A 23,197-nucleotide genomic window follows, 5' to 3' on the forward strand; every position below is an offset into this window, starting at 1 on the left:
GGGACCGTAGGCGGACGTCCATGAAGAGACCGTGAAGCTGCGCTCAGCGCCCCTCGTCGAGGTGGTAGACGTGCCAGTCGTCGATGACCCGCACCTGGCGGTAGCGCTCGTCGATGGCCTCGTCGGCGGTCGTGCCGTCGACGCCCCAGGTCGTCGTGCTGTCGCCCATGACGACCACCCAGGTCGGCGCGTCCGGGCCGCGCAGGATCCTCGTCAGCCGCGCGAGCTCCGGGTCGCGCACGCGGACCGGCAGGCTCCAGAGGTGGGGGTAAGGGCTGCTGAGGCCCGCGTCGTGCAGCAGCGTCGCGTAGCCGAAGGCGACCACACCGGTGTCGCCGGGATCGGCCCGCCTCTCGAGGAAGTCGCCCACCTGGGTGCTCGGGGTGGGGTCGCCGACGACGGGCGCGACCACCGCGGTGCCGGCGACCGCGAGCACGGCTGCGTAGGCCAGGACGTTGCCGGTGAGGCGCAGTCGGCCGGGTCGGTAGCGGATCGACACCGCGGCGACGAGGACGAGGCCCGGGACCGTGCCGATCAGGTAGTGCAGCCAGTAGCTGCCCCCGGCGATCACGGAGAACGCCTCCCAGGCCGCCACAGCCGCGGCCAGGACGACGAGGTCCGCGTGCGGGTGGTCGGGGTGGTCCAGGAGCACGTGCCGCCCGTTGCGCCTCCGCAGCGACGGCAGCACCGCGACGAGGAGGATGCCCAGGGCGCCGCTGAGGAGGAACGCCGCGACCAGGCCCTGGGCGCGGAACTCGTTGGTGCCGGTGGCGGAGGAGGCGATCACCCGTGCCGCGGCGGCGCGGAACTTGACGACCGCGTCCCAGAGCCCGGGGACCGTGGTCCCGTGCAACGCGGCCCAGCCGAGCACCGTCCCGAGCATGACCGCGGCCCCGGCGGCGAAGGCCGCCGCGGCGACGCCGGCGGCGCGCCAGTGCCGGTTCCACAGCATCCAGCCGACCGCGGCGGCGACGGCGACACCCACGTCGAACATGTTCTGCTTGATGCTGACGGCGGCCACGGCCGCCAGCCCCGCGAGCGCCCAGGCGCGTGGGCCGCCGTGGCCGCTCGTCGCGCTCAGCACCGCGAGCATGCCGGCGAGGAGGAACGGCACGGCCAGCAGCTCGCCGTCGACCTCGCGGGCGCCGTACAAGGGGCTGGTGAGGAAGATCGCGGCCGCGGCCGCCGCCACCAGTGGCGCCCGCCGGTCGGCCGGCGCGGCGAGCCGGCCGACGCCCGCCGCGAGGACGACGGAGACGCCGACGGCGACGATGCCGATCAGTCGCAGCGCGATGCCGCCGCCGAGCAGGTCCGCCAGCTGGTAGATCGTGATCAGCAGGGGCGGACGGTCGACCCAGTAGTCGCCGTAGAGCGAGGTTCCGGGCGACCACTGGCCGCCGACCATCAGGAACCCGCCCTCGTCCGAGGACAGCGGGGCGCCGAGGAACGGGAGGCGCAGGAGCGCCGCGGCGACGACCAGCGCGGGCACGCCGTACCGGTCGACCCGTCCGGTCCACGCCGTCCGCCACACGCTGACATGATCCCCCGTGGTGGAGGCTTGCCGGTGACAGCCCCGCTGAGGAGGTACGGAACGGTGCGGATCCTGGTGGCCGAGGACGACGTCCGCCTCGCCGACCTGCTCGCCCAGTCCCTCGCCGAGGCCGGCTGGGCCGTCGACCTCGTGCACGACGGCACCGACGCCTACGGTCGCGCGCTGGAGGAAGGCAACGGCTTCGACGTGCTGCTGCTCGACCGGATGCTCCCCGGCACCGACGGGGCCACGGTCTGCCGCCGGCTGCGCCACGCCGGCGTCACCACCCCTGTGCTGATGCTGACCGCGCGTGGTGAGGTCCGCGACCGGATCAGCGGTCTCGACGCCGGAGCCGACGACTACCTGCCGAAGCCGTTCGACCTCGACGAGCTCCTCGCCCGGCTGCGCGCCCTGCACCGGCGCTCGTCCTACGACGAGGAGGGCGTGCTCACCGTCGGCGACCTGGTCGTCGACGCCGACGCCCACCGGGTCCGCCGCGGCGGCACCGAGATCGAGCTCTCCGCACGCGAGTTCGCGATCCTGCGCCTGCTCGTGGCGAACGCCGGCAAGGTCGTCTCGCGCTACTCGATCCTCGACGAGGTGTGGGACGGCGAGACCGACCTGCGCTCCAACGTGATCGACGTCCACCTCGCGACGATCCGCGCCAAGATCGACAAGCCGTTCGGCACGAGCACGATCACCACCGTGCGCGGTGCGGGCTACCGGGTCGAGACCGGGCGATGAGCCGGCTGCCGCTGCGGTTCCGGCTGGTGGCGGGGTTCGTCGCCGCGATGCTGGTGCTGCTCAGCTGCGCCGGGACGTTCGTCTACTGGCGGGTGCAGTACGCGCTCGACCGGCAGCTGGACACCGAGCTGACCCAGGCGACGGCGACCCTGGCACCACTGGTCCGCAACGACGGCGGCGTGTCCGACACCGAGGCCGCCGACGCGACCGGAGCGGCGTGGCAGGTGCTCGACAGCGACGGAGAGGTGCTCGACCGGGGCGGGAAGGCGCCCTTCGACCCGTTGATCACGACGGGACGGCTCAGCGACACCTCGTCGGTGACCCTCGACACCGGCAGCCTGCTCCCGGGGTCGCACGATCCCTATCGGCTGCGGATCACGCCGTTCGGCGGCGGGGACGGACAGGCGGCGTACCTGGTCGTCGGGCTGCGCCGCGACCACCGCGACGAGGCGCTGCGCGAGCTGCTGGTCCAGCTGGTGCTCGCGGGCACGGGGTCGCTGCTGATCGCCGCCCTCGTCGGAGACGTCCTGGCCCGGCTCGCGCTGCGGCCGGTGGAGCGGTACCGGCGCCGCGCCGCCGAGATCACCGCCGGCGCCGGCGGGCTCCGGCTCGAGGTCCCGCCGGGCCGGAACGACGAGGTCACGCGGCTCGGGCACACCCTCAACGACATGCTGGCCGCGCTCGAGGAGGCCCTGGACCGCGAGCGCCGGTTCATCGACGACGCCAGCCACGAGCTGCGCACCCCGCTCACGCTGCTCAAGTCCCGCATCCAGCTGGCGCGGCGCCGCGAGCGCGACATCGAGCAGCACGAGCAGGTCCTCGACGAGCTGTTCGTCGACGTGACCCGGCTGATCGACCTCGCGGAGCAGCTGCTCGAGGTCGGCGCGGCGCGCCGGCCGGCCGGCGGCAGCACCGATGTCGGCAACGTGGTGAGCGCCGTGATCCAGCGCCGGCGGCTCGCCCGCCCCGAGCAGGTCTCCGAGCTCACCGCGGAGCTGCCCGTCACGCCGGTGCACGCCGCCATCGACGAGCACGGGCTGCAGCGCATCGTCACGAACCTCGTCGAGAACGCGTTCGTCCACGGCACGCCGCCCGTGCGCGTGGTGGTCGCGGAGCAGGACGGGTACGTCGCCGTACGCGTGTCGGACGCCGGCCCCGGCATCCCGGGCGACCTCCTCGGCCGGGCCACCGCCCGGTTCACCCGGGCTCCGGACGCGCGGGCGCGGCCGGGCTCGGGCCTCGGCCTGGCCCTCGTCGAGCAGCTCGTCTCCGAGGCCGGCGGGGAGCTCCGCCTGTGCCACGACGGGCAGCACGCGACCTGGGGGACCCCGGCCCCGCTGGAGTGCGGGCACGGCCCGGAGATGACCGCGACCGTGCTGGTCCCTGCGGCTACTCCACCGGCGTGAGCAGCTCCCAGTCGGTGACGATCGGCGCGAGCCGGCCCTCGGCCCACAGCGGGAGCTGGTCGTGGTGGTGCGGGTCCAGAGGTACGCCGACCGCGCCCGTGGGCACCACCCAGCCGCCAGCGGTGCGGTCCGCGAGGTCCCAGACGTAGCGGGCCACCGAGCCGCGGCTGCACTCGTCGGCGAGTGCCGGGTAGGAGACGCAGCAGCGCACGCAGTCGGCGTCACCGGAGACCGGCAGCGCCGGGATCTCGCCCTCGTCGAGCACGTGGACCGGCTCCACGACGTGCGTGTCCCCCCAGAGGGCCCCGCCGGTGTCGGCCTCCGCGAGCGCGGCCCGCGCGTGCGCGACCAGGTCGATGCCGAGTGGCGCGTTGCCCGCGAGCGTCTCGTTCGCCAGCCGCGGCAGGGCCGAGCCGATCCGGTAGGTCGCGTTGAGCCAGGGCGCGAAGACCTCCTCGTGCTCGTGGCCGGCCGGCGGCGCGACCAGCTTCGCGAGGGCCGGGTCCGCCGCGAGGCGGCGGACCAGCGCGGACCGGAACGCGGCGTACCGCGCGGCGTCGCGGGAGCCGGCGTCCATCCGGCCGTCCCAGCCGTCGAACGCTCCCGGCACCAGCGCGGTGACCATCGGCACCGTCTGCAGCAGCGTGTCGTTGTGGATCGCGACGTAGGCGTCACGGTCGAGCCCGGCACGCCCGTCGAGCAGGGCGTGGATCCGGGCGGCGCGGTAGGGCGCCGCGAACACCGACCCGATCGCGGCGCTCTCCGGGCCGCGCCGCTCGTTGGCCGTCACGACGTGACCGGCGGCCGGGACCTCGGCGCGGTTCGGCTCCTCGAGCCAACCGGTCCAGCCACCCGCGGCGTCGCGCACCGGCACCCGCCCGGCGATCCGGTAGCGCACCGCACCCGTCCGGTCGGCGATCACGGCGTTGTTCACGGGCTCGGCCCAGGCGTCCAGCGCCCGGTCGACGTCGTCGACGCTGCGGGCCCGCAGCAGCGGCAGGATCGCGTCGAACCCGAGGTCGCCGAGCACCCAGGACGGGGTGCGGACGGAGAACCCGTCCTCGAAGACCATCCCCCACGGGGTCGTCGTCACGTCGAACGTCACCGGCTCGGCGCCCCGGACCTGGATCGTCTCGGAACGCGTCGAGACGACCTCCGCCGGGGGTTCGGCCTCCTCCCGGACGTCCTGGTAGTCCGCGCAGGCGTTGGTGATCGCCCAGGCGACCTCGCCCGCGTGCGCGAAGTGCTGGACGCCCGGCACGCCCACGAACGTGAAGCCGACGACGTCGAAGGAGTCCGCCGGGTCCTCGCAGCACAGCCGGACCTGCTGGTAGACGCCCGGCTGCTCGATGATCCGGTGCGGGTCGCCGCCGATGAGCGGCAGGCCGCTCGCCGTACGGGCACCTCCTGCGGCCCACGCGTTGCTGCCCGACGCGGTCGGGTCCTGCGCGGAGAGGAACCGCTCGTCCTCGCCGAGGACCGCCGTCGCGAGGCGCTTCCAGAGGATGCCGCCGAGGTTCGCGAACAGCAGGTGCTGGGCGAGGAACGTCGCCAGCGGCATCCACTCCGGCCACTCCTCCGGCACCGCGCCGGTTCGATCCAGCTCGGGCACGGACGCCGGGTCCACCTGCGCGAGCCCGGCGCGCACGCCCTCGGCGTACGCCGCCACGAAGCCCCGCGTCTCCTCCGAGCACGTCGCGAAGGCGCGCTGCGCGGTCTCGACGGTCCGCATCCGCCGGGAGAAGCGGTCCCACGACACGCCGTCGGCGCCGACCAGCTCGGCGGTCGTGCCGGTCGCCCGGCGCCGGAGCCACTCGAGCTGCCAGGTCCGGTCGCGGGCCGTCACCTCGCCCTGGAGCCGCGCGAGCTCGAGCACCGAGGCCGCGCGGAGGTGGGGCACGCCGTACGCGTCGCGGTAGAGCCGAGCCATGCCCGGACAGTAAGGGGTCACGCCGGGATGTGCCCGAAGCGACCCTTCTGGAAGTCGGTGTAGGCCTCCATCACCTCGGCCTTGGTGTTCATGACGAACGGCCCGGCCCAGGCGACGGGCTCGCGGATCGGCCGGCCGCCGAGCACCAGCACGTCGAGCCTGGGCGCTCGGCTCTCCTGGCTCTCGTCCGCCTCGAGGGTGAGGTAGTCGCCCGCGCCGAACAGCGCGGTCTGTCCCATCCGGACAGGCTGCTTGTCGAGGCCGACGGAGCCCCTGCCGGACAGCACGTAGGCGATCGCGTTGTAGTCGGCCTGCCAGGGCAGCTCGAGCCGGGCACCGGGCTCGAGCGTGGCGTGCACCAGCGTCATCGGCGTGTACGTCGATCCGGGGCCGGCGTGGCCGGCGACGTCACCGGCGATCACCCGGACCAGCGCGCCGGCGTCGTCGCTGGTGAGCAGTGCGACCTCGCCGCGGTGGATGTCCTGGTACTTCGGCTGGTTCATCTTCGCGTCGCGCGGCAGGTTCACCCAGAGCTGGATGCCGTGGAAGAGGCCGCCCTTCTGGACCAGCCACTCCGGCGGCGTCTCGATGTGCAGGATCCCCGAGCCGGCGGTCATCCACTGGGTGTCGCCGTTGGTGATCGACCCGCCGCCACCGTGGCTGTCCTGGTGGTCCATGACCCCGTCGATCATGTAGGTGACCGTCTCGAAGCCGCGGTGCGGGTGCCACGGAGTGCCCTTGGGCTCACCCGGCGCGTACTCCACCTCACCCATCTGGTCCATGTGCACGAACGGGTCGAGGTCGGCCATGTCGATGCCGGCGAACGCCCTCCGGACGGGAAAGCCCTCGCCCTCGTAGCCCTGCGGCGCGGTGGTCACCTGCCGCACGGGGCGCGGCTGGTCGCCCAGCCCCGGGCCGGTGATCCGCTGCAGCACGGTGAGGTCGTCGACGGTGATCGCGGGCATGTTGCCCACCTCCTGGTAGTAGGTAGTTGATCATTCAACCACGGTGTCGGTCCGCGGCATTCCCGATCGCTAGGGTCGAGCCGTGACTTCCCGGACCGAGTACGACGCCGTGGTGGTCGGGGCAGGCCACAACGGACTGACCGCGGCGGCCTACCTCGCGCGGGCCGGGCTCTCCGTGCTCGTGCTGGAGCGGCTCGACCACGTCGGCGGCGCCGCGGTGTCGACCGAGCCGTTCCCGGGCCTTCCGGCGCGGCTGTCGCGCTACTCCTACCTGGTCTCCCTGCTGCCGGACGTGATCCAGCGCGACCTGGGCCTGGACCTCCGGCTGGAGAGCAGGCCGACGGCGTCGTACACACCGGTGACGAGGGACGGCAAGCCAGGCGGCCTGCTCGTGGAGCGGCTCGAGCGCGAGGCCACCCGGCAGAGCTTCGAGGAGCTGACCGGCTCCGACGACGCCTACCGGGCGTGGCAGACGTTCTACACCGACATGCTGCGGCTGGCGTGGGTCGTCTCGCCGACCCTGCTGAAGCCGCTCCCCCGCACGGACACGATCCGCGCCCAGGTCGACCGCACGACGTGGACCGACGTCGTCGAGCGCCCGCTCGGCGAGGCGATCGAGCGGCGGTTCACCGACGACACCGTGCGCGGTGTCGTCGCGACGGACGCCCTGATCGGGACCTTCGCGTCCCTGCACGACCCCAGCCTGGTCCAGAACCGCTGCTTCCTCTACCACCTGATCGGCAACGGCTCCGGCGAGTGGCGGGTGCCGGTCGGCGGGATGGGCGCCGTGACGGGCGCGCTCGCCCGGGCAGCGACCGACGCGGGCGCCGAGATCGTCACCAGCGCCGGCGTCAGCGCGATCCACACCGGCGCCACGGCCGAGGACGGCGCCGAGGTGGTCTGGGACGACGGCTCCACCCGGCACAGCGTCCGCGCACGGCACGTGCTCGCGAACGTCGCCCCGTGGGTGCTCGGCATCCTGCTCGGCGGCGAGGAGGACCCCGCCACCAAGCCCCAGGGCTCGCAGCTCAAGATCAACCTGCTGCTCGACCGGCTGCCCCGGCTCGAGTCGGGCGTCGACCCGGCCGTCGCGTTCGCCGGGACGCTGCACCTCGCCGAGGACTACAGCAACCTCGAGACGGCGTACGCCACCGCCGCCGCCGGCAGGCTTCCCGACCCGCTGCCCGGCGAGGTCTACTGCCACACGCTGACCGACCCCTCGATCGTCGAGGGGATGCCCGAGGGCACCCACACCCTGACCTACTTCGGCCTGCACACGCCCGCCTCGCTGTTCGCCGGCGACCCGGGTGCCGCCAAGCAGGAGGCCGTACGCCGAGCACTGGCCTCCCTCGACGCCCACCTGGTCGACCCGATCGAGTCCTGCCTCGCCACCGACGCCAACGGCGATCCCTGCATCGAGGCCAAGATCCCGCAGGACGTCGAGGCCGACGTCGCGATGCCCGGCGGCCACATCTTCCACGGCGACCTCGACTGGCCGTGGGTCCCCAAGCGCGCCCGGCTCGAGACCCCCGCCGAGCGCTGGGGCGTGCAGACCGGCGTCGACGCCGTCGTCCTCTGCGGCGCCGGCGCCCGCCGCGGCGGCGCCGTCTCCGGCATCGGCGGCCACAACGCCGCCCAGGCCGTCCTCGAGTCGCGCTGACCGCTCGGGAGGGCCTCCCGATTTTCTCCGCACCGTCGCCCGCTGGTAACGTCTGACCTCGCGTTCATCGCGAGCACCCCTAGCTCAATTGGCAGAGCAGCTGACTCTTAATCAGCGGGTTCTCGGTTCGAGTCCGAGGGGGTGTACCAGAGCTTCACCCCGCCTCGGCCCGTCGGGCCAGGACGGCCCGCGAGTAGCCCAGCTCGAAACCGGCCCGGCGCATGTTCGCCTGCGACGTCGAGCCGGGCTGCGTCGTGACCACGGCGTGCTCGCAGCCGGCGGCCCGCGCGTCGGCCAGGCGGACCCGCACCAGCTCGGCCTGGACACCGCGGCGCCGATAGGTCGGAAGCGTCCCGGCGCCGGTGAGCTGCGCGAGCGGGCCGGAGATCCGAAGTCCGCCGGCACCCGCGGGCCGGCCGCCGACGGTCGCCAGGTAGGCGCGAGCGCCGGCGTCGATCCCGATCTGCTCGGCCGTCTCCAGGGCCTGCCGCGGGAAGGCGTCAAGCTGAGGGACACCGTGGTCGTCCGGGGTCAGCGCGGACTCGACGGCCACGTCCATCCAGACCGCGATCCGGTCCTCGGCCCGCGTGACTGCGATCTCGCGGTCGGGCGGTGCCGCGGCCCTCGGGCGCGGGCTCAGGGCACGTACCAGCACGTCCTCGAAGCCGACGAGCAGGTAGTCACGGCCCGTCAGCATCTCGAAGAGGGCCGGCTCGGCGAGCGTCGAGATCTCGAATCCGACCGGGCTGCGGTGCTCCGCGTACCGCCGCTCCACGTCGTCGAGGGTGGCGCCCGTCGGCACGCCGCCGAACCCGGTGCCGGCGACCTTGTTGAACGGCGAGTCGTCGCCTGCATAGGTCGCGAAGCCGCCGGCGATCGGGACGCGGAACGTAGGCACGCCGTACCGCGTCGCCGCCGCGCGGCTGCAGGCGGCCATGAACTCTGCCTCGGCACGCTCGATCCGAGCCGCCAGCTCGAGGTCGACGATCACCATCGGCTCCTCTCGGCGAGCACGGCGTCGGGCGTGACGCCGGGGACCGGGTCCACCTCGGCCCGCGCCAGGACGACGATCGCCGCCACCACCAGCACGCCGCCGAGCAGCTGGATCGCGCTCGGGCGCTCCTGCAGGACCAGCACCGCGGCGAGCAGCCCGGCGACGGGCGTCAGGTTCTGCAGCTGCGACGCCCGCACACCCGGGACCCGGCTGATCCCCCAGTTGAAGCAGACCGACGCGACCGCGGTGCAGACGAGCACGGCGCCGCACAGCGCCCAGCCCGAAGGACCGGCGTACGACAACCGACTGCCGTCGTGAAGCCAGCCGAACGCGACGAACGGGGTCGTGCCGACCGCGGCACCGACCGTCTGCCAGGTCGAGGCGTTCAGGCCGTCGTCCGCGTTGTGCTTCCGGGTGACGACGAGGAAGGCCGCGGCGGCGGCCACCGAGGCGACCACGAGCAGGTTCCCCAGCAGGGTGGACATCTCGTCCCCGTGATGGCCGGCGCCGAACGCGACCACCGCGCTCCCCGACAGGCCGAGCCCGACGGCGAGCACACCGCGCAGGTCGAGCACCTCACGGAGGAACAGGACGGACAGCAGGACCGACATCGGCAGCTCGACGGCGAGCAGCAGGCTGCCGGCCGTCGCGCTGGTCATGCTCAGTCCCAGGTCGCCGAGGACGAAGGACAGTCCGGGGGCGAGCAGGCCGAGCAGGAAGTTCCGGCGTGCGCCGGCCCGAGCCAGTCGGCGGCGGGCGACGGCGACGGCCACCAGCAGCGCCGCTCCGCCGGTCAGCTCGACCGCGACCAGGTCGGGAGCCCCCACCCGGTCGAGCGCGGCGACCGAGATCGTCGTGCTCAGCCCCCAGCCGGCCGCGGCGGCGAGTATCGCCGCGTCTCCTGCCCGCGCGCTCGTGTGCATGCCGTGTCCTTCACCCGTCTCGTGGCCCGCGCGCCGTCTGCACGCATAACCGTCAAACAGCGTACGATGGTTAGCATGGTCGCGCATCCGGATTTCGGCGCCCCCGACGACGAGGACTTCCTGGTCGCGCTCGCCAACACGGGACACGTCCCCGGCTCACCCGACGAGCTGCGGGACGCGGCGAGCGTGCAGGCCTGGTGGGAAGCCGTCTCCGGGGCGCCGGTGCCAGGACGTCCGGGAGGCACGGAGGAGGTCGCGCTCCTGCGAGCGGCACGTGACGTGGTCCGCCGCCTGGGGTTGCGCAACAACGGCGTCGAGGTCGACATCGATGCCGGCCCCTTGGCCGCGCTGCCGCTGCGGCTCGACCTCGCCGGTAGACCCGGACTCACCGCACCCGGACGCGGGTCGCTCGCGCGAGATCTCGCCGCTCGCGCGGCCGTGGCGCTGATCCGCCTGCCGGCGATGCCGACGGCGTCCCGGTTCAAGGCGTGCCCCGGCCCCGGGTGCGCCTGGGTGTTCGTCGACACCACCCGCAACGGGTCGCGGCGCTGGTGCCACATGGCGGCGTGCGGCAACCGGGCGAAGGCGGCCGCGTTCCGCGCACGGTCACGCTGACTTTCTCCGATCCCCCGGTGCGCCCGCGCTGGTGGGCCTAGCCTCCGTCCATGCGCGCCGGCCGGCTCCTCGTCCTCGTTCTCGCGGCCCTGCTCGCCGCCACCCTGGGCTCGGGGGACCCGGCACACGCCGGGGCATCCCCGGGACGGGCGGCCGGGATCGGCAAGGCGCCCGCCGCCGCCCCGGCGTCGCCGGCGTCAGGCGGCAAGCACCGCGTGCGGGTCATGGACGTGCGTCTCCAGCGCAACGGCGCTGCGAAGGTCCTCGCCGAGCGGGTCGCGAGCCGGGCTCCGGCCACCACGCCGCTCCGCCGGGGCACCGGCCGGGCGCGGGTCGTCGTACGCACCGCCGGCGGGGCGGTCCTGCACACCCGGGCCGGGTTCGACACGACGGTCCGCGGGGAGTTCCCCGACCAGCCCGGGAGCCGGGTGCTCGGCCACGACCACCTCACCGCTCGCGAGCCGGTCGCGCAGGTGGTCGTCCCCGCGTCGGCGAGGCCGCGCGCGCTGACGGTGCGGTGGTCCGGCCGGACGTTCCGGGCGACCGACGTACGCCGATCCGTCGCCAGGGCCGCACGGTCGGCCCGGGCCGCGACGGTGGTGCCGATCCCGGGCTGGACGAACGGCCCGGCCGCGAACCGGCTGAACCTGGTGATCCTCGGTGACGGCTACACCGCGGGCCAGCAGGACGACTTCGCCGACGACGCCAAGGACGTGGCCGACGGCATCTTCGACGTGCAGCCCTACAAGAGCTACCGGGACTTCGTGAACGTCGTCGGCGTGTTCGCGCCGTCGGCGCAGCAGGGAGCGGACCAGCCGGCTTACTCCTCGAGCTGCGTCGACCGCTCGGTCGCGCCCGCGTGCTGCCCGGACGCCGACGCGCCCGCCACGTCGACCTTCGTGACGACCCGCTACGACTCGACCTTCTGCAGCTTCGGGATCCAGCGGCTGCTGGTGCCGGCGAACGTGGACGCGGTCTACGCCGACGCGGCGGCCTACCCCGACTGGGACCAGCTGATGGTCGTCGTCGACGACGGGACCTACGGCGGCTCCGGCGGCGGCATCGCCACGACCTCGAAGAACCTCTCCGGCGTCAGCGTGATGACCCACGAGCTCGGCCACTCGTTGATGCAGCTCGACGACGAGTACACCACCAGCACCCCCGGGTACCCCCCGTGCTCGGACCGCGGCCGGAACGGCGTCACCGACCTGTGCGCACCGAACATCACCGACGTCACCGTTCGAGCTTCGCTCAAGTGGCGGCGCTGGGTGGACGCGGGCACGCCCATCCCCACCCCCTCCCCGCAGCCGGCATCGGTGGTCGGGGACTTCGAGGGCGGTCACTACGACCCGCACACCTACTACCGACCCTGCGACGCGTGCCTGATGCAGTACCTCGACACGCCCATGGGCGACGTCGAGAGCGAGCAGCTGCCGCTGCGCATGTTCGACGGCACCGCAGCCGGGTTCGGGATCGACCTGATCGAGCCGTCCTCGGAGCAACCGGCGACCGGGGCGCCCGTGACGGTCAGCCCGGGCCAGCACCAGACGTTCGCGATGGACGTGCTCAGCACCCACCCGTCGCCCGGCACGCACGTCACCTGGACCGTCGACGGCACGACCGTCCAGCAGGGCGACGTCGGCACCGGTACGGCGTCCTACGAGCTCGTCGGCGACGGCGACCCCCACACCGTGGTCGCCACCGCCCAGGCGCTGCCGGGCATCCTGCACCCGTCCGACGTCGGGATCACGAGCACCTCGACGACCTGGACCGTGCAGGGCGGCGCCCCGGAGCCGTTCGAGGCGCTGAGCAACGGCGGCTTCGAGCAGCGCCTCGGCACCGCGTGGCACGCCGCGTCCGGGGCGAGCCGGCTCTGCAGCAGCCGCGCCCGCACCGGCAGCTGCGCCGCGAAGCTCGTCGCCGCACGGCACGGCGTGAGCCTCACCCAGGACATCGACGTGGCCGGCTTCACGATCGGCGGCACGGTCACCCTCGAGGGTGCGCTCGACTCGATCGACCTCGCCTCGGGCGGCCAGGCGGTGCTCAAGCTCACCGGCGCCGACGGCAGCCAGTCGCTGCGGCTCACCTGGTCGAACCGCGACCGGCACGACCGGGCTCGCTACGTCCTGCGCAGCGCCGACCTGACGCTTGCCGCCGCGCCGACGTCGGCGCGGCTGACGGTCAAGCTCCCCGCGGGCACCGGCAGCGCGCTCGTCGACGACCTCTCGGTGCACGTCACGCCCTGATTGCAACCTTCTCGGCCGAAGGTGCATCTCCATGGCATGAACAAGATCATCGCCACCACCGCAGTCGCCCTGTCGGCCGCTGCCCTCAGCGTCGGCCTCGCCGGCGCCGCCTCGGCCGACCTCTACGGAATCGACGACCCCCAGGACACCTTCCACGGATCGGACGTCCTGGCCCTCTCGGTCCGCAACGGGGCCGACAACGTCCACGTCACGACCTACCACGACAACCTCGTGCGCAAGGCAGCCAGCGGCTCGGGTGAGGCCGTCTACATCGACACCGACCCGGGCGACCGCGGTCCGGAGTACGTCCTCGCGGCCGGGCTGTTCGCCGGGACCGACTACGTGCTCTCCGAGACCGAGGGCTTCGGCGTCGCGAAGTGGGGCGACCCCGTCGAGCACGGCGACTACGTGCTGCACATCAACTACCGCAAGGACCGTGCGCACGCGATCATCTCGCGCGCCGCGCTCGGGAACCCCGATGCCATCCGGGTCGCCGTGCGCGCCTCGGGCACCCGCACCGACGGCACCCACCACGGCCTCGTCGACTGGGTCGGCAAGGAGCGCCGGTTCGCCACGCCCTGGATCGACCAGGGCTGAGCCGCTCCACCGAGCCCGGCGTCCTCAGGCCCGCTGCGGGACCTCCTCGGGGACGCCGGGCGGTCGCGATCCACCGAGGTTCGCGACGGCGACCGCAGGGAAGACCAGCACGGACACCAGTCCGGCACACACCAGGGCGGTGGCGGTCGTGCCGGGGATCCGTCCGGTGATCACACCGATCTGCGTGGCCGCCACCAGGAACGGGAGACTCGTCGCCTGCAGCAGGGCCGCGGCGACGGTCTCCCGACGGCCGAAGGTGCGGAGGAAGAGCAGGGCCGGGACGCCGCGGGCCAGCAGCAGCGCGACGACGTACACCGGCAGCCGCAGCAGCTGCGCGGGATCGTCGACCAGGCCCGAGACGTCCAGCCGGAGACCGCTCGCCACGAAGAAGACGGGGATCAGGAAGCCGTAGCCGACGGCGTCGAGCTTGACCCGGAACTGCGGGTGCGTGGACTGGTCGCGATCGATCGCACCGACCGCGGCCCCGGCGAGGAACGCGCCCAGGATGCTCTCGAGGCCGAGGTGCTCGGCGAAGACCGCCAGCGCGACCATCAGCAGCACGGCGGCACGGACCCGGATCTCGGCGGTCGAGTCCTGGAGACGTACGACGACGTCGGCGACACGCATCCGGCGACCGGATGCCGCGACGAGCATCGCGACCGCGGCCACGGCCAGCCCGAACAGGAGGAAGAGCCCGACCCGGGCGCCGCCGCTCCCGCCGTCGGTCGAGAACAGGACCGAGAGCAGGAGGACCGCCGCGAAGTCGGCGAAGGAGGCCGAGGCCACGACCGTCCGGGCCACCGGTGTCTCGAGGAGACGCGCGTCCTTCAGCACGGCGACCACGAGACCGAGCGACGTCGCCGAGAGGGCGACCCCGACCAGGAGTGCGTCGTCGAGCCACCCCAGTCCCTCCAGCGCAGCGCCGATCCCCCACCCGACCAGGAGCGACAGCGCGTAGCCGGCCGCTGCCAGGGGGAGCAGCGCGCCCCGCAGCGCGCGGGCGTCCACCTCGAGACCGGCGAGGAACAACAACATCGCCAGGCCGAGAAGAGAGACCGTCTGCACCGCGAGGTCCGGCTCGAGCCAGCCGAGGCCGGACGGGCCGACCGGGCACCTGTTCTCGAGCGCCCCGATCAGCCCGTCGCACCGGGTCAGCGCCACCGGCCGCCCGTCGACGACGGTGCTGCGTACCCGCCCCTCGTCCGGCACGTCGTCGCCCGTGACGCGGTGCCACGATGTTCTTGATTCGGTCATCTCCGTCACGGTGTAACGCCTTCCGGGGTCGCGAGACTGTGCTCATACCGTCCCCGCTGCACCCGGATCGTTACGGAGAGAATCCATGACCGACCTCGTCACCACCCGGCGCTCGCTGCACGGCGTGGCCGAGCTGCTGCTGGCCGGGCCGCAGCACGAGGAGAGCGGCACGATCCGGCTGACCGTCGCCGGGGCCGGGTTCGAGACCGTCGCGCCACCCCGGGTGCACGTGGCCGAGGGCATGGTCGCGCACGGCGGGGAGACAGTCGCCATCGACGGGCGCACGGCCCGGGAGCTCGGCCGGCTGCTCGGCGTCGAGCCCTCTTCTCTCGAGGGCCTCTACAGCGACGGCAGCGGGATCGGGCCCGACGAGGTCCTGCTCGTGGACGCCGCGCACGCGCGGCACGTGCTCGCCGCGCTCTCCCGCGGCGCCGCGGCGCTCCGCTCCTTCCGCCCTGACGTGGAGCCCGTCCTGTGGCCCGAGCACTTCGACGTCGGCATCACGGTGGACGAGGTCAACTTCGGGGTGTCGGCCGGGGACGGGTTCCTCCCGGTCCCCTACGCGTACGTCGGCCCGCACGGCGCGTTCTCCGGCCCCTTCTGGAACGCGCCGTTCGGCGCGGCACGTCCCCTCGACGAGCTGCCCGACCTGGCCGGCTGGTTCGCCGAGGGTGCCGCTGTCGGTGCGGGTCTGTAAGCCTGTCCGTGTACGTGACGACGACGTCGACCCAGGAGAATTCGATGACCACCGCCGATGCGCTGCTGGACCGGTACGACGAGGTCCGCGCCTACACCGAACGACTGGCCGCTCCGCTGTCGCCCGAGGACCAGACCGTGCAGTCCATGCCGGACGTCTCCCCCACCAAGTGGCACCGCGCTCACGTGACCTGGTTCTTCGAGTCCTTCGTGCTCGCCGAGAACGAGTCGTCCTTCCGCCAGTTCCAGGACCAGTACTGGTTCCTCTTCAACAGCTACTACGAGGCGGTCGGCCCGCGCTACAGCCGTCCGCTGCGCGGGGTGATCAGCCGGCCCGGCGCCCACGACGTGGGCCGCTACCGCTCGAACGTGGACGACCGGATGCGCGACCTGGTCTCCGGGATCGACGAGGGCACCCTGGGCAAGCTCGCGCCGACCATCGAGCTCGGCTTCCACCACGAGCAGCAGCACCAGGAGCTGCTGCTGATGGACATCAAGCACGTGCTGTCCCTCAACCCCCTTCAGCCGGTCTACGCCGGCGCACCGCTGCGCAGCGCCGACCCGGGCCGGCTCGGGTGGAAGCACTACGACGGCGGCCTGGTCGAGATCGGCCACGACGCGACGACGGAGGGGACCTTCTGCTTCGACAACGAGCTGCCCCGGCACCAGCAGTGGCTGGAGCCCTACCGGCTCGCGGACCGGCTGGTCACCAACGGGGAGTGGCTGGACTTCATGGCCGACGGCGGCTACCGGCGCGCGGAGCTGTGGCTCAGCGACGGCTGGGCGAAGGTCCAGGGCGAGCAGTGGCGAGCCCCGTTCTACTGGACCGAGCACGACGGCGTCTGGCTGGAGCACACCCTGCACGGGACCTTCCCGGTCGACCCGGCGCTGCCGGTCTGCCACGTGAGCCACTACGAGGCCGACGCCTACGCGACCTGGGCAGGCAAGCGGCTGCCGACCGAGGCGGAGTGGGAGCACGCCGCCTCGCTCGAGGACCGCTCGCAGCCGGCCAATCTCGCCGACGGCGAGACCTGGCACCCGCGCGCTGCCGGACCCGGGACGGGCGGGCTGCGTCAGCTCTTCGGCGACTGCTGGGAGTGGACGTCCTCGGCCTACCTGCCCTATCCGGGGTTCCACCCGGCGGCCGGCGCGATCGGTGAGTACAACGGCAAGTTCATGTCCAACCAGATGGTGCTGCGCGGCGGCTGCGCGCTGACGCCGCCGGGTCACGCGCGGGCGTCCTACCGCAACTTCTTCCCACCCGGCGCCCGCTGGCCCGTGACCGGCCTCCGCCTCGCCGACGGGGCGGCCGCGTGAGCGCGCCGAAGGTGTCGGTGCTGCTGGACGCCGACCACGCGGCCGGGAGCCTGGCCTCCGACGTGCGCCGCGGGCTCGGGTCCGCTCCCCGGACGCTGCCGCCGAAGTGGCTCTACGACGACGAGGGCGCTCGGCTGTTCGACGAGATCACCCGGCTTCCGGAGTACTACCCGACCGAGAGCGAGCGCCGGATCCTCCTCGACGCGGCGGCGGACGTCGTACGCCGGTCGCGGGCGACGACCGTGGTCGAGCTCGGCTCGGGCACGAGCGACAAGACCCGGGTGCTGCTCGACGCCTTCGCGGCCGCGGGCCGACTCGAGCGGTTCGTCCCGGTCGACGTGGCGGAGGAGACGCTGCGGGAGGCCGCCGACATGCTGGCGACGCGTTACCCGAGCGCCGCGATCGAGGCCGTCGTCGCCGACTTCACGCTGCACCTGGGCCACCTGGCCGGCTACCGGCGGAAGCTCGTCGCCTTCCTGGGAGGCACCATCGGCAACTTCTACGTCGAGGAGCGTGGCGCCTTCCTCGGCGCCCTCGCGGACTCGATGGACGAGGGCGACGAGCTGCTGCTCGGCACCGACCTGGTCAAGGACGCCGACCGGCTGATCACGGCCTACGACGATCCCGGTGGGGTCACCGAGGCGTTCGTGAAGAACAGCCTGCGCGTGCTCAACCGCGAGCTCGACGCCGACTTCGACCTCGACGCCTACTCCTACGTGCCGTTCTGGGACCGGCGGATGCAGCGGATGGACCTGCGCCTGCGCGCGGAGATGCCGCAGCACGTCCGGGTCCCCGGTGCGGACCTCGAGCTCGACCTCGCGTCGGGCGAGGAGATCCGGATCGAGATCTCCACCAAGTTCACGGAGGAACGCCTCCGCGCAGAGCTCGGGGCCGTCGGCCTCACCATCACCGGGTGGTGGACCGACGGCGACTACGCCCTCACCCTGGCACGCAAGGAGACGTGATGCCCGAGACCGACGACGCCACCTGGGACTTCAGCGGGTTGCGCGCGATGTTCATCAACTGCACCCTCAAACGCAGTCCGGAGCCGAGCCACACCCAGGGCCTCGTCGACGCGTCCGCGGAGATCATGCGCAAGCACGGTGTCGAGGTCGAGGTGCTCCGCGCCATCGACCACGACATCGCGACCGGCGTCTATCCCGACATGCGCGAGCACGGCTGGGAGTCCGACGGGTGGCCCGAGATCTATCCGCGGATCCTGGACAGCGACATCCTCGTCGTCGCCGGCCCGATCTGGCTGGGCGACAACTCCTCGGTGACCAAGCAGGTCATCGAGCGCATCTACTCGCTGAGCAGCCTGCTCAACGACAAGGGCCAGTACCTCTTCTACGGCCGGGTGGCCGGCTGCCTGATCACGGGCAACGAGGACGGCATCAAGCACTGCGCGCAGAACGTCCTCTACTCCCTGCAGCACGTCGGCTACACGATCCCGCCGAACGCCGACGCCGGATGGATCGGCGAGGCGGGCCCCGGCCCGTCCTACCTCGATCCGGGCAGCGGTGGGCCCGAGAACGACTTCACCAACCGCAACACCACCTTCATGACGTGGAACCTGATGCACCTGGCGAAGATGCTCAAGGACGCCGGCGGCGTCCCGGGCTACGGCAACCAGCGCTCGGAGTGGAACGCCGGCACGCGGTTCGACTGGGAGAACCCGGAGTACCGCTGACGCGCTGTGGATGAGGTCCCGGTCCTGTCGGACGGACCGGGCAGACTGCTGGCATGACCTCGGACCCCGACCAGCTGGCGGTGTACGCCGCCGAGGACCAGCTCGCCGCGTGGCTCGACACGACGTCGCCCGAGCAGCCGGCGATCTCGGTCGACGGCGTTTCCTACCGACCGGAGACCGAGCCGCGGTTCACCGACCCGGGCTCCGTCGGGCGCTACGTCGCGCAGGTGCTCGCCCACCTCCGGAAGCACGACCGGGGCTACGACGGCCGCGAGCTGGTCGACGTGACGGTGCGGGCCCGGCGGGGCCGGACCCGGGCGGAGTACCTCATCGACGAGCAGGCGATCGCCGTGCCTCCGTTCGAGGTCGGCGGCCGGTGGGCCCTGCGCGGCACCGTGGCGCTCCACGAGATCGCCCACCACCTGGCCGGCGAGCCCGGCCACGGACCGGGCTTCCGGGCCACGCTGCTGCGGCTGCTCGAGGACATCGGCTGCCCGGTGCAGGCCGAGCTGCTTCACCTCGCCTACGCTTCCGAGGGCCTCGAGCAGGTCGGCCACGACCTCGACGACGGCACCCTCGCCCGGATCGCGAAGCTGCTGCGGCAGGCCGAGGGCACCCGCAACGAGCACGAGCGTGACGCCTTCCTCGCCAAGGCGCAGGGCCTCGCCACCCGGCACTCGATCGCCCTCGCGGTCGCGCGGGCGCACACCGCCCGCCAGGAGCGCCGCTCCCAGCCGGTCTCGGAGCACTACCGGATCGGCGACCGCGGCAAGCGCGGCCTCGCCCGCTACGTGCGGCTGCTGATCAACGTCGCCCACGCCAACGACCTGCGCTGCACGATCAACAGCGACTCCACCGCGGTGACGATGTACGGCTTCGCCGAGGACGTCGCGGTGACCAAGGCTCTCTACGAGTCGCTCCTGGTGCAGATGGTGAGCGACTGCGAGCGCTACCTCGCCTCCGACGACCGCGACCAGGTGCTGCGCTGGGACCGCTCGAGGCGGCGCTACGTGCACAAGCCGGTCGCGACGATCACCGCCCGCCTCGCGTTCTACGAGGCCTACGGCAACCGGATCGGCGAGCGGCTGCAGGCGGCCCGGCAGGCGACCCTCGCCGCGGCCGGGATCTCGCCGGACGGGCCGGAGGAGCGGTCCTCCGAGACCGCGCTCGCGCTCCGCCAGAAGGAGCTCGACGTGCACGACTACTTCGCCGAGGCGCTGAAGCGCAACAACATCCGCGGCACCTGGTCCGGCGACCGGCGCTCGGCGATGGACTCCGCGCCGACCGCCGCCCACGAGGGCGACCGCGCGGCCCTCCGCGCCCGGCTCGGCGACGGCGAGAACGAGCTCGGCGCGGCCGGCTGAGCCTGCTTGACCTGGAGCGCACTCCAGGAGTCAGACTGGGCCGGTGACCGGACTCTCCATCGCCGAGGCCGCCGAGCGGCTCGGCCTCACCGTCGACACCCTGCGCTACTACGAGAAGGACGACCTGCTGCTGCGGGCGGTGCCGCGCGCGAGCAGCGGCCACCGGCGCTACCAGGAGGACGACCTGCGGTGGATCGAGCTGGTGACCCGGCTGCGGGCGACCGGGATGCCGATCCGCGACGTCCGCAGGTAGCCGCCCTGGTGCGCGCAGGCGACGGCAACGAGGCCGCGCGCCTCGAGCTGCTCCGGGCGCACCGCGAGCTGGTGCTCCAGGAGCTGGCTCAGGTGCGCGCCCACCTGAGCGCGATCGACTACAAGATCGACCTCTACGAGGAGCTCGTGAACAGGCCGGCCGAGATCTCCGCTTGACCTGGAGCGCGCTCCAGGGGGTTACCTGGGAGCCATGACGACAACGACGACCGGTCACCGCACCCTCGGCACCACCGCCCCGCTCACCGTCTCCGCCCTCGGCCTGGGCTGCATGGGGATGTCGGAGTTCTACGGCGCGCCCGACGAGCAGAGCGGCATCGCGACCATCCACCGCGCGCTCGAGCTCGGCGTGACGTTCCTCGACACCGCCGACATGTACGGCCCGTTCACCAACGAGCAGCTGGTCGGCAAGGCGATCGCGACCAGCGGCCGCGACCGCGACGAGGTCCAGCTCGCGACGAAGTTCGGCAACGAGCGGCGGCCCGACGGCACCCGGGTCGGCGTCAACGGCAGGCCCGACTACGTGCGCCAGGCCTGCGACGCCTCCCTGCAGCGTCTCGGCGTCGACCACATCGACCTCTACTACCAGCACCGGGTCGACAAGACCGTCCCGATCGAGGAGACGGTCGGCGCGATGAAGGAGCTCGTCGAGGCCGGCAAGGTCCGCCAGCTCGGTCTCTCCGAGGCCTCCCCCGAGACCATCCGCCGCGCGCACGCCGTGCACCCGATCACCGCGCTGCAGACCGAGTACTCGCTCTTCACCCGAGACGTCGAGGACGAGATCCTGCCGACGATCCGCGAGCTCGGCATCGGGCTGGTCCCCTACTCCCCGCTCGGCCGCGGCCTCCTCACCGGAGCCGTCACCGAGGGCACCATCGCGGAGGGCGACAGCCGCGGATCGGCGTACTTCCCCCGCTTCCAGGGCGACAACCTCGCCAGCAACCTCCAGCTCGTCGACCGGGTCCGGCAGATCGCGTCCGCGAAGGGCTGCACGCTCGGTCAGCTCGCGCTCGCCTGGGTGCTCGCGCAGGGCGACGACGACCTCGGCGTCGTGCCGATCCCGGGCACGAAGCGGGTGCGCTACCTCGAGGAGAACGTCGGCGCGCTCGACGTGGACCTCACCGCCGACGACCTGGCCGCGCTCGACCGGGCCGTGCCCCGTGACGCGGTCGCCGGGGCGCGCTACGGCGACATGAGCACGATCGACGAGTGAGCCCCGCGACCGGGCGTCGCTAGGGTGCGTCGCATGAGTACGCCCGACGCCGACGTCCTGCTCACGCGCGCCCGGTCATGGCTCAACGAGGATCCCGATCCGCGCACCCGCGAGGAGCTCACCCAGCTCCTCGAGCGGGTCGAGGACGGGGACGCCGAGGCGACGGCGGAGCTGGCGGACCGCTTCCGCGGCACCCTGGCATTCGGCACCGCGGGGCTCCGCGGCGCGCTCGGAGCCGGGCCGAACCGGATGAACCGGGTCGTGGTGATCCGCGCGGCGGCCGGGCTGGCGGCGTACCTCCACGACCAGGGCACCGTCGGGCCGGTCGTGATCGGGTACGACGCCCGGCACAACTCCGACGTCTTCGCGAGGGACACCGCCGAGGTGATGGCCGGCGCCGGGCTGACGCCGTACCTCCTCCCCCGGCCGCTCCCCACGCCGGTGCTCGCCTACGCGATCCGCGAGCTCGGGTGCGTCGCGGGCGTGATGGTGACCGCGAGCCACAACCCGCCGAAGGACAACGGCTACAAGGTGTACCTCGGCGACGGCAGCCAGATCGTCCCCCCGGCGGACACCGACATCGCGTCCCGGATCGCAGCGATCGGCTCGCTCGCGTCGGTGCGGCGGACCCCGATCGAGGAGGGCGGTGGCCGCGTCCTCGGTGAGGAGCTGCTCGACTCCTACCTGGACACCGTCGCCGCGATCGTGCCCGACGGGCCACGGGACCTCGACGTGGTCTACACGCCGCTGCACGGCGTCGGCGGGACCTCGGTCCAGCAGGTGCTCGAGACGGCCGGGTTCGCCGCCCCGCGCGTGGTCGAGCAGCAGGAGCAGCCGGACGCCGACTTCCCGACCGTCGCATTCCCGAACCCCGAGGAGCCCGGCGCGATCGACCTGGCGCTCGAGCTCGCGAGGCAGTCCGACGCCGACCTGGTCGTCGCGAACGATCCCGACGCTGACCGGTGCGCCGCCGCGGTGCCGACACCGGCCGGCTGGCGGATGCTGCGCGGCGACGAGGTGGGCGCGCTGCTCGCCCAGCACCTGCTCGACTCCGGCCGGAAGGGCACCTACGCGACCTCGATCGTGTCCTCCAGCCTGCTGGGCAAGCAGGCCGCCGCGCACGGGCAGCACTACGAGGAGACGCTCACCGGCTTCAAGTGGATCGGCCGGCTGCCCGGCCTGGCCTTCGGCTACGAGGAGGCACTCGGCTACTGCGTCGACCCCGAGCACGTCGCCGACAAGGACGGCGTGTCCGCGGCGCTGCTGCTGTGCGAGCTCGCGGCGCGCGCCAAGGCGGACGGGCGCACGCTGCTCGACCTGCTCGACGACATCGCCCGCGAGCACGGCGTGCACGCCACCGACCAGGTCTCGGTGCGGGTCACCGACGTCGCCGAGATCGCGGCAGCCATGGACCGGCTGCGAGCGGCGCCGCCGGAGCAGCTCGGCGGACTCGTCGTCGAGCGCTGCGACGACCTGAGCACCGGTGTCGGCGGCCTCCCGCCGACCGACGGGCTGCGCTACCACCTCGCCGACGGCGCCCGGGTGATCGTCCGGCCGAGCGGCACCGAGCCGAAGCTCAAGTGCTACCTCGAGGCCGTCGTGCCCGTCGATGGCGAGCTCGACGCCGCGCGGGCCGCCGCCGCGGACCGCCTGGCGGCCCTTCGCACCGACATCGGCGCGGCCATCGGCCTCTGACCCGGCGCCGAGTCGGCTCAAGCTTGAGCCGACTCGCCGAGTCGGCTCAAGCTTGAGCCGACTCGGCGAGGATCACACGACGAGAGC

The 23,197-nt window shown here is 73.1% G+C and carries 21 protein-coding genes and 1 tRNA gene; 16 read left to right on the forward strand and 6 right to left on the reverse strand.

Annotation, left to right across the window (positions count from 1 at the left end; all coding sequences use genetic code 11):
• Positions 1-43: 43 nt before the first annotated feature.
• Positions 44-1,531 carry a hypothetical protein gene (locus ABD709_RS15160; RefSeq protein WP_344776869.1) on the reverse strand — a complete coding sequence of 496 codons (1,488 nt, stop codon included), beginning with the start codon at positions 1,529-1,531 and terminating at the stop codon, positions 44-46.
• 33 nt (positions 1,532-1,564) lie between these two features.
• Here ABD709_RS15160 and ABD709_RS15165 point away from each other — a divergent pair, with 33 nt between their 5' ends.
• Together ABD709_RS15165 and ABD709_RS15170 are read left to right on the forward strand one after the other, a co-directional pair.
• A complete protein-coding gene (locus ABD709_RS15165) occupies positions 1,565-2,275 on the forward strand; it encodes a response regulator transcription factor (protein WP_344776871.1) in 711 nt (236 codons plus the stop codon).
• Positions 2,272-3,681: a sensor histidine kinase gene (locus ABD709_RS15170; protein ID WP_344776873.1), complete on the forward strand. Its 1,410-nt coding sequence runs from the start codon at positions 2,272-2,274 to the stop codon at positions 3,679-3,681. The genes ABD709_RS15165 and ABD709_RS15170 overlap by 4 nt, the downstream gene beginning before the upstream one ends.
• Here ABD709_RS15170 and ABD709_RS15175 read toward each other — a convergent pair.
• On the reverse strand, positions 3,665-5,611 hold the full coding sequence (locus ABD709_RS15175; RefSeq protein ID WP_344776875.1) for a penicillin acylase family protein: 1,947 nt from the start codon (positions 5,609-5,611) through the stop codon (positions 3,665-3,667). The genes ABD709_RS15170 and ABD709_RS15175 overlap by 17 nt on opposite strands.
• Before the next feature lie 17 nt (positions 5,612-5,628).
• The gene (locus ABD709_RS15180) at positions 5,629-6,576 is read right to left on the reverse strand and encodes a pirin family protein (RefSeq protein ID WP_344776877.1); all 948 of its coding nucleotides are present in this window, start codon (positions 6,574-6,576) and stop codon (positions 5,629-5,631) included.
• An 82-nt stretch (positions 6,577-6,658) separates the two neighbouring features.
• Here ABD709_RS15180 and ABD709_RS15185 point away from each other — a divergent pair, with 82 nt between their 5' ends.
• Entirely contained in the window at positions 6,659-8,236 is a 1,578-nt protein-coding gene (locus tag ABD709_RS15185) for a phytoene desaturase family protein (protein ID WP_344776878.1), read from the forward strand.
• A 73-nt stretch (positions 8,237-8,309) separates the two neighbouring features.
• Positions 8,310-8,385, forward strand: a tRNA-Lys gene (locus ABD709_RS15190).
• A 5-nt stretch (positions 8,386-8,390) separates the two neighbouring features.
• On the opposite strand, the gene ABD709_RS15195 is transcribed toward ABD709_RS15190, so the two are convergent.
• Together ABD709_RS15195 and ABD709_RS15200 are read right to left on the reverse strand one after the other, a co-directional pair.
• Positions 8,391-9,230 carry a GNAT family N-acetyltransferase gene (locus tag ABD709_RS15195; protein ID WP_344776880.1) on the reverse strand — a complete coding sequence of 280 codons (840 nt, stop codon included), beginning with the start codon at positions 9,228-9,230 and terminating at the stop codon, positions 8,391-8,393.
• Positions 9,224-10,153 (reverse strand): DMT family transporter, encoded by a 930-nt coding sequence (locus ABD709_RS15200; RefSeq protein WP_344776882.1) that lies wholly within the window; start codon positions 10,151-10,153, stop codon positions 9,224-9,226. Before ABD709_RS15200 ends, ABD709_RS15195 begins: the two co-directional genes overlap by 7 nt.
• Before the next feature lie 75 nt (positions 10,154-10,228).
• Between ABD709_RS15200 and ABD709_RS15205 the strand changes: the two genes are divergently transcribed.
• The 3 genes from ABD709_RS15205 to ABD709_RS15215 are packed head-to-tail and all read left to right on the forward strand — an operon-like array spanning position 10,229 to position 13,611.
• Positions 10,229-10,768, forward strand: coding sequence for a CGNR zinc finger domain-containing protein (locus tag ABD709_RS15205; RefSeq protein WP_344776884.1), 540 nt, complete (start codon positions 10,229-10,231; stop codon positions 10,766-10,768).
• Between the two features lie 50 nt (positions 10,769-10,818).
• Positions 10,819-13,014 carry a M64 family metallopeptidase gene (locus ABD709_RS15210; protein ID WP_344776886.1) on the forward strand — a complete coding sequence of 732 codons (2,196 nt, stop codon included), beginning with the start codon at positions 10,819-10,821 and terminating at the stop codon, positions 13,012-13,014.
• A 36-nt stretch (positions 13,015-13,050) separates the two neighbouring features.
• On the forward strand, positions 13,051-13,611 hold the full coding sequence (locus ABD709_RS15215; RefSeq protein ID WP_344776888.1) for a hypothetical protein: 561 nt from the start codon (positions 13,051-13,053) through the stop codon (positions 13,609-13,611).
• Between the two features lie 24 nt (positions 13,612-13,635).
• On the opposite strand, the gene ABD709_RS15220 is transcribed toward ABD709_RS15215, so the two are convergent.
• Entirely contained in the window at positions 13,636-14,865 is a 1,230-nt protein-coding gene (locus ABD709_RS15220) for a cation:proton antiporter domain-containing protein (protein ID WP_344776917.1), read from the reverse strand.
• An 85-nt stretch (positions 14,866-14,950) separates the two neighbouring features.
• On the opposite strand from ABD709_RS15220, the gene ABD709_RS15225 reads away from it, so the two are divergent.
• The 9 genes from ABD709_RS15225 to ABD709_RS15265 are packed head-to-tail and all read left to right on the forward strand — an operon-like array spanning position 14,951 to position 23,110.
• A complete protein-coding gene (locus ABD709_RS15225) occupies positions 14,951-15,562 on the forward strand; it encodes a hypothetical protein (RefSeq protein WP_344776891.1) in 612 nt (203 codons plus the stop codon).
• 44 nt (positions 15,563-15,606) lie between these two features.
• On the forward strand, positions 15,607-16,878 hold the full coding sequence (egtB, locus tag ABD709_RS15230; RefSeq protein WP_344776893.1) for an ergothioneine biosynthesis protein EgtB: 1,272 nt from the start codon (positions 15,607-15,609) through the stop codon (positions 16,876-16,878).
• Complete coding sequence (gene egtD / locus ABD709_RS15235) at positions 16,875-17,843, forward strand: L-histidine N(alpha)-methyltransferase (protein ID WP_344776895.1); 969 nt, start codon at positions 16,875-16,877, stop codon at positions 17,841-17,843. The genes egtB and egtD overlap by 4 nt, the downstream gene beginning before the upstream one ends.
• Positions 17,843-18,568 (forward strand): flavodoxin family protein, encoded by a 726-nt coding sequence (locus tag ABD709_RS15240; RefSeq protein ID WP_344776897.1) that lies wholly within the window; start codon positions 17,843-17,845, stop codon positions 18,566-18,568. Before egtD ends, ABD709_RS15240 begins: the two co-directional genes overlap by 1 nt.
• 53 nt (positions 18,569-18,621) lie before the next feature.
• Positions 18,622-19,932, forward strand: coding sequence for a TIGR04338 family metallohydrolase (locus ABD709_RS15245; RefSeq protein ID WP_344776899.1), 1,311 nt, complete (start codon positions 18,622-18,624; stop codon positions 19,930-19,932).
• A 43-nt stretch (positions 19,933-19,975) separates the two neighbouring features.
• Entirely contained in the window at positions 19,976-20,185 is a 210-nt protein-coding gene (locus ABD709_RS15250) for a MerR family transcriptional regulator (protein WP_344776901.1), read from the forward strand.
• Between the two features lie 8 nt (positions 20,186-20,193).
• Positions 20,194-20,361, forward strand: coding sequence for a MerR family transcriptional regulator (locus tag ABD709_RS15255; protein WP_344776903.1), 168 nt, complete (start codon positions 20,194-20,196; stop codon positions 20,359-20,361).
• Between the two features lie 34 nt (positions 20,362-20,395).
• Positions 20,396-21,415 carry an aldo/keto reductase gene (locus ABD709_RS15260; RefSeq protein WP_344776905.1) on the forward strand — a complete coding sequence of 340 codons (1,020 nt, stop codon included), beginning with the start codon at positions 20,396-20,398 and terminating at the stop codon, positions 21,413-21,415.
• A 33-nt stretch (positions 21,416-21,448) separates the two neighbouring features.
• On the forward strand, positions 21,449-23,110 hold the full coding sequence (locus tag ABD709_RS15265) for a phospho-sugar mutase (protein ID WP_344776907.1): 1,662 nt from the start codon (positions 21,449-21,451) through the stop codon (positions 23,108-23,110).
• The last annotated feature ends 87 nt before the right edge of the window (positions 23,111-23,197 follow it).

The organism is Nocardioides panacisoli (assembly GCF_039537325.1).
In the GTDB taxonomy this organism is placed as follows: Bacteria; Actinomycetota; Actinomycetes; order Propionibacteriales; family Nocardioidaceae; genus Nocardioides; species Nocardioides panacisoli.

Coding starts and splice junctions, on each gene's coding strand:
- ABD709_RS15225 (WP_344776891.1), top strand. CDS start 14,951: ATGACCGACCTCGTCACCACCCGGCGCTCGCTGCACGGCGTGGCCGAG.
- ABD709_RS15210 (WP_344776886.1), top strand. CDS start 10,819: ATGCGCGCCGGCCGGCTCCTCGTCCTCGTTCTCGCGGCCCTGCTCGCC.
- egtB (WP_344776893.1), top strand. CDS start 15,607: ATGACCACCGCCGATGCGCTGCTGGACCGGTACGACGAGGTCCGCGCC.
- ABD709_RS15265 (WP_344776907.1), top strand. CDS start 21,449: ATGAGTACGCCCGACGCCGACGTCCTGCTCACGCGCGCCCGGTCATGG.
- ABD709_RS15200 (WP_344776882.1), bottom strand. CDS start 10,153: ATGCACACGAGCGCGCGGGCAGGAGACGCGGCGATACTCGCCGCCGCG.
- ABD709_RS15205 (WP_344776884.1), top strand. CDS start 10,229: ATGGTCGCGCATCCGGATTTCGGCGCCCCCGACGACGAGGACTTCCTG.
- ABD709_RS15175 (WP_344776875.1), bottom strand. CDS start 5,611: ATGGCTCGGCTCTACCGCGACGCGTACGGCGTGCCCCACCTCCGCGCG.
- ABD709_RS15170 (WP_344776873.1), top strand. CDS start 2,272: ATGAGCCGGCTGCCGCTGCGGTTCCGGCTGGTGGCGGGGTTCGTCGCC.
- ABD709_RS15180 (WP_344776877.1), bottom strand. CDS start 6,576: ATGCCCGCGATCACCGTCGACGACCTCACCGTGCTGCAGCGGATCACC.
- ABD709_RS15195 (WP_344776880.1), bottom strand. CDS start 9,230: ATGGTGATCGTCGACCTCGAGCTGGCGGCTCGGATCGAGCGTGCCGAG.
- ABD709_RS15240 (WP_344776897.1), top strand. CDS start 17,843: ATGCCCGAGACCGACGACGCCACCTGGGACTTCAGCGGGTTGCGCGCG.
- ABD709_RS15245 (WP_344776899.1), top strand. CDS start 18,622: ATGACCTCGGACCCCGACCAGCTGGCGGTGTACGCCGCCGAGGACCAG.
- ABD709_RS15215 (WP_344776888.1), top strand. CDS start 13,051: ATGAACAAGATCATCGCCACCACCGCAGTCGCCCTGTCGGCCGCTGCC.
- ABD709_RS15260 (WP_344776905.1), top strand. CDS start 20,396: ATGACGACAACGACGACCGGTCACCGCACCCTCGGCACCACCGCCCCG.
- ABD709_RS15220 (WP_344776917.1), bottom strand. CDS start 14,865: ATGACCGAATCAAGAACATCGTGGCACCGCGTCACGGGCGACGACGTG.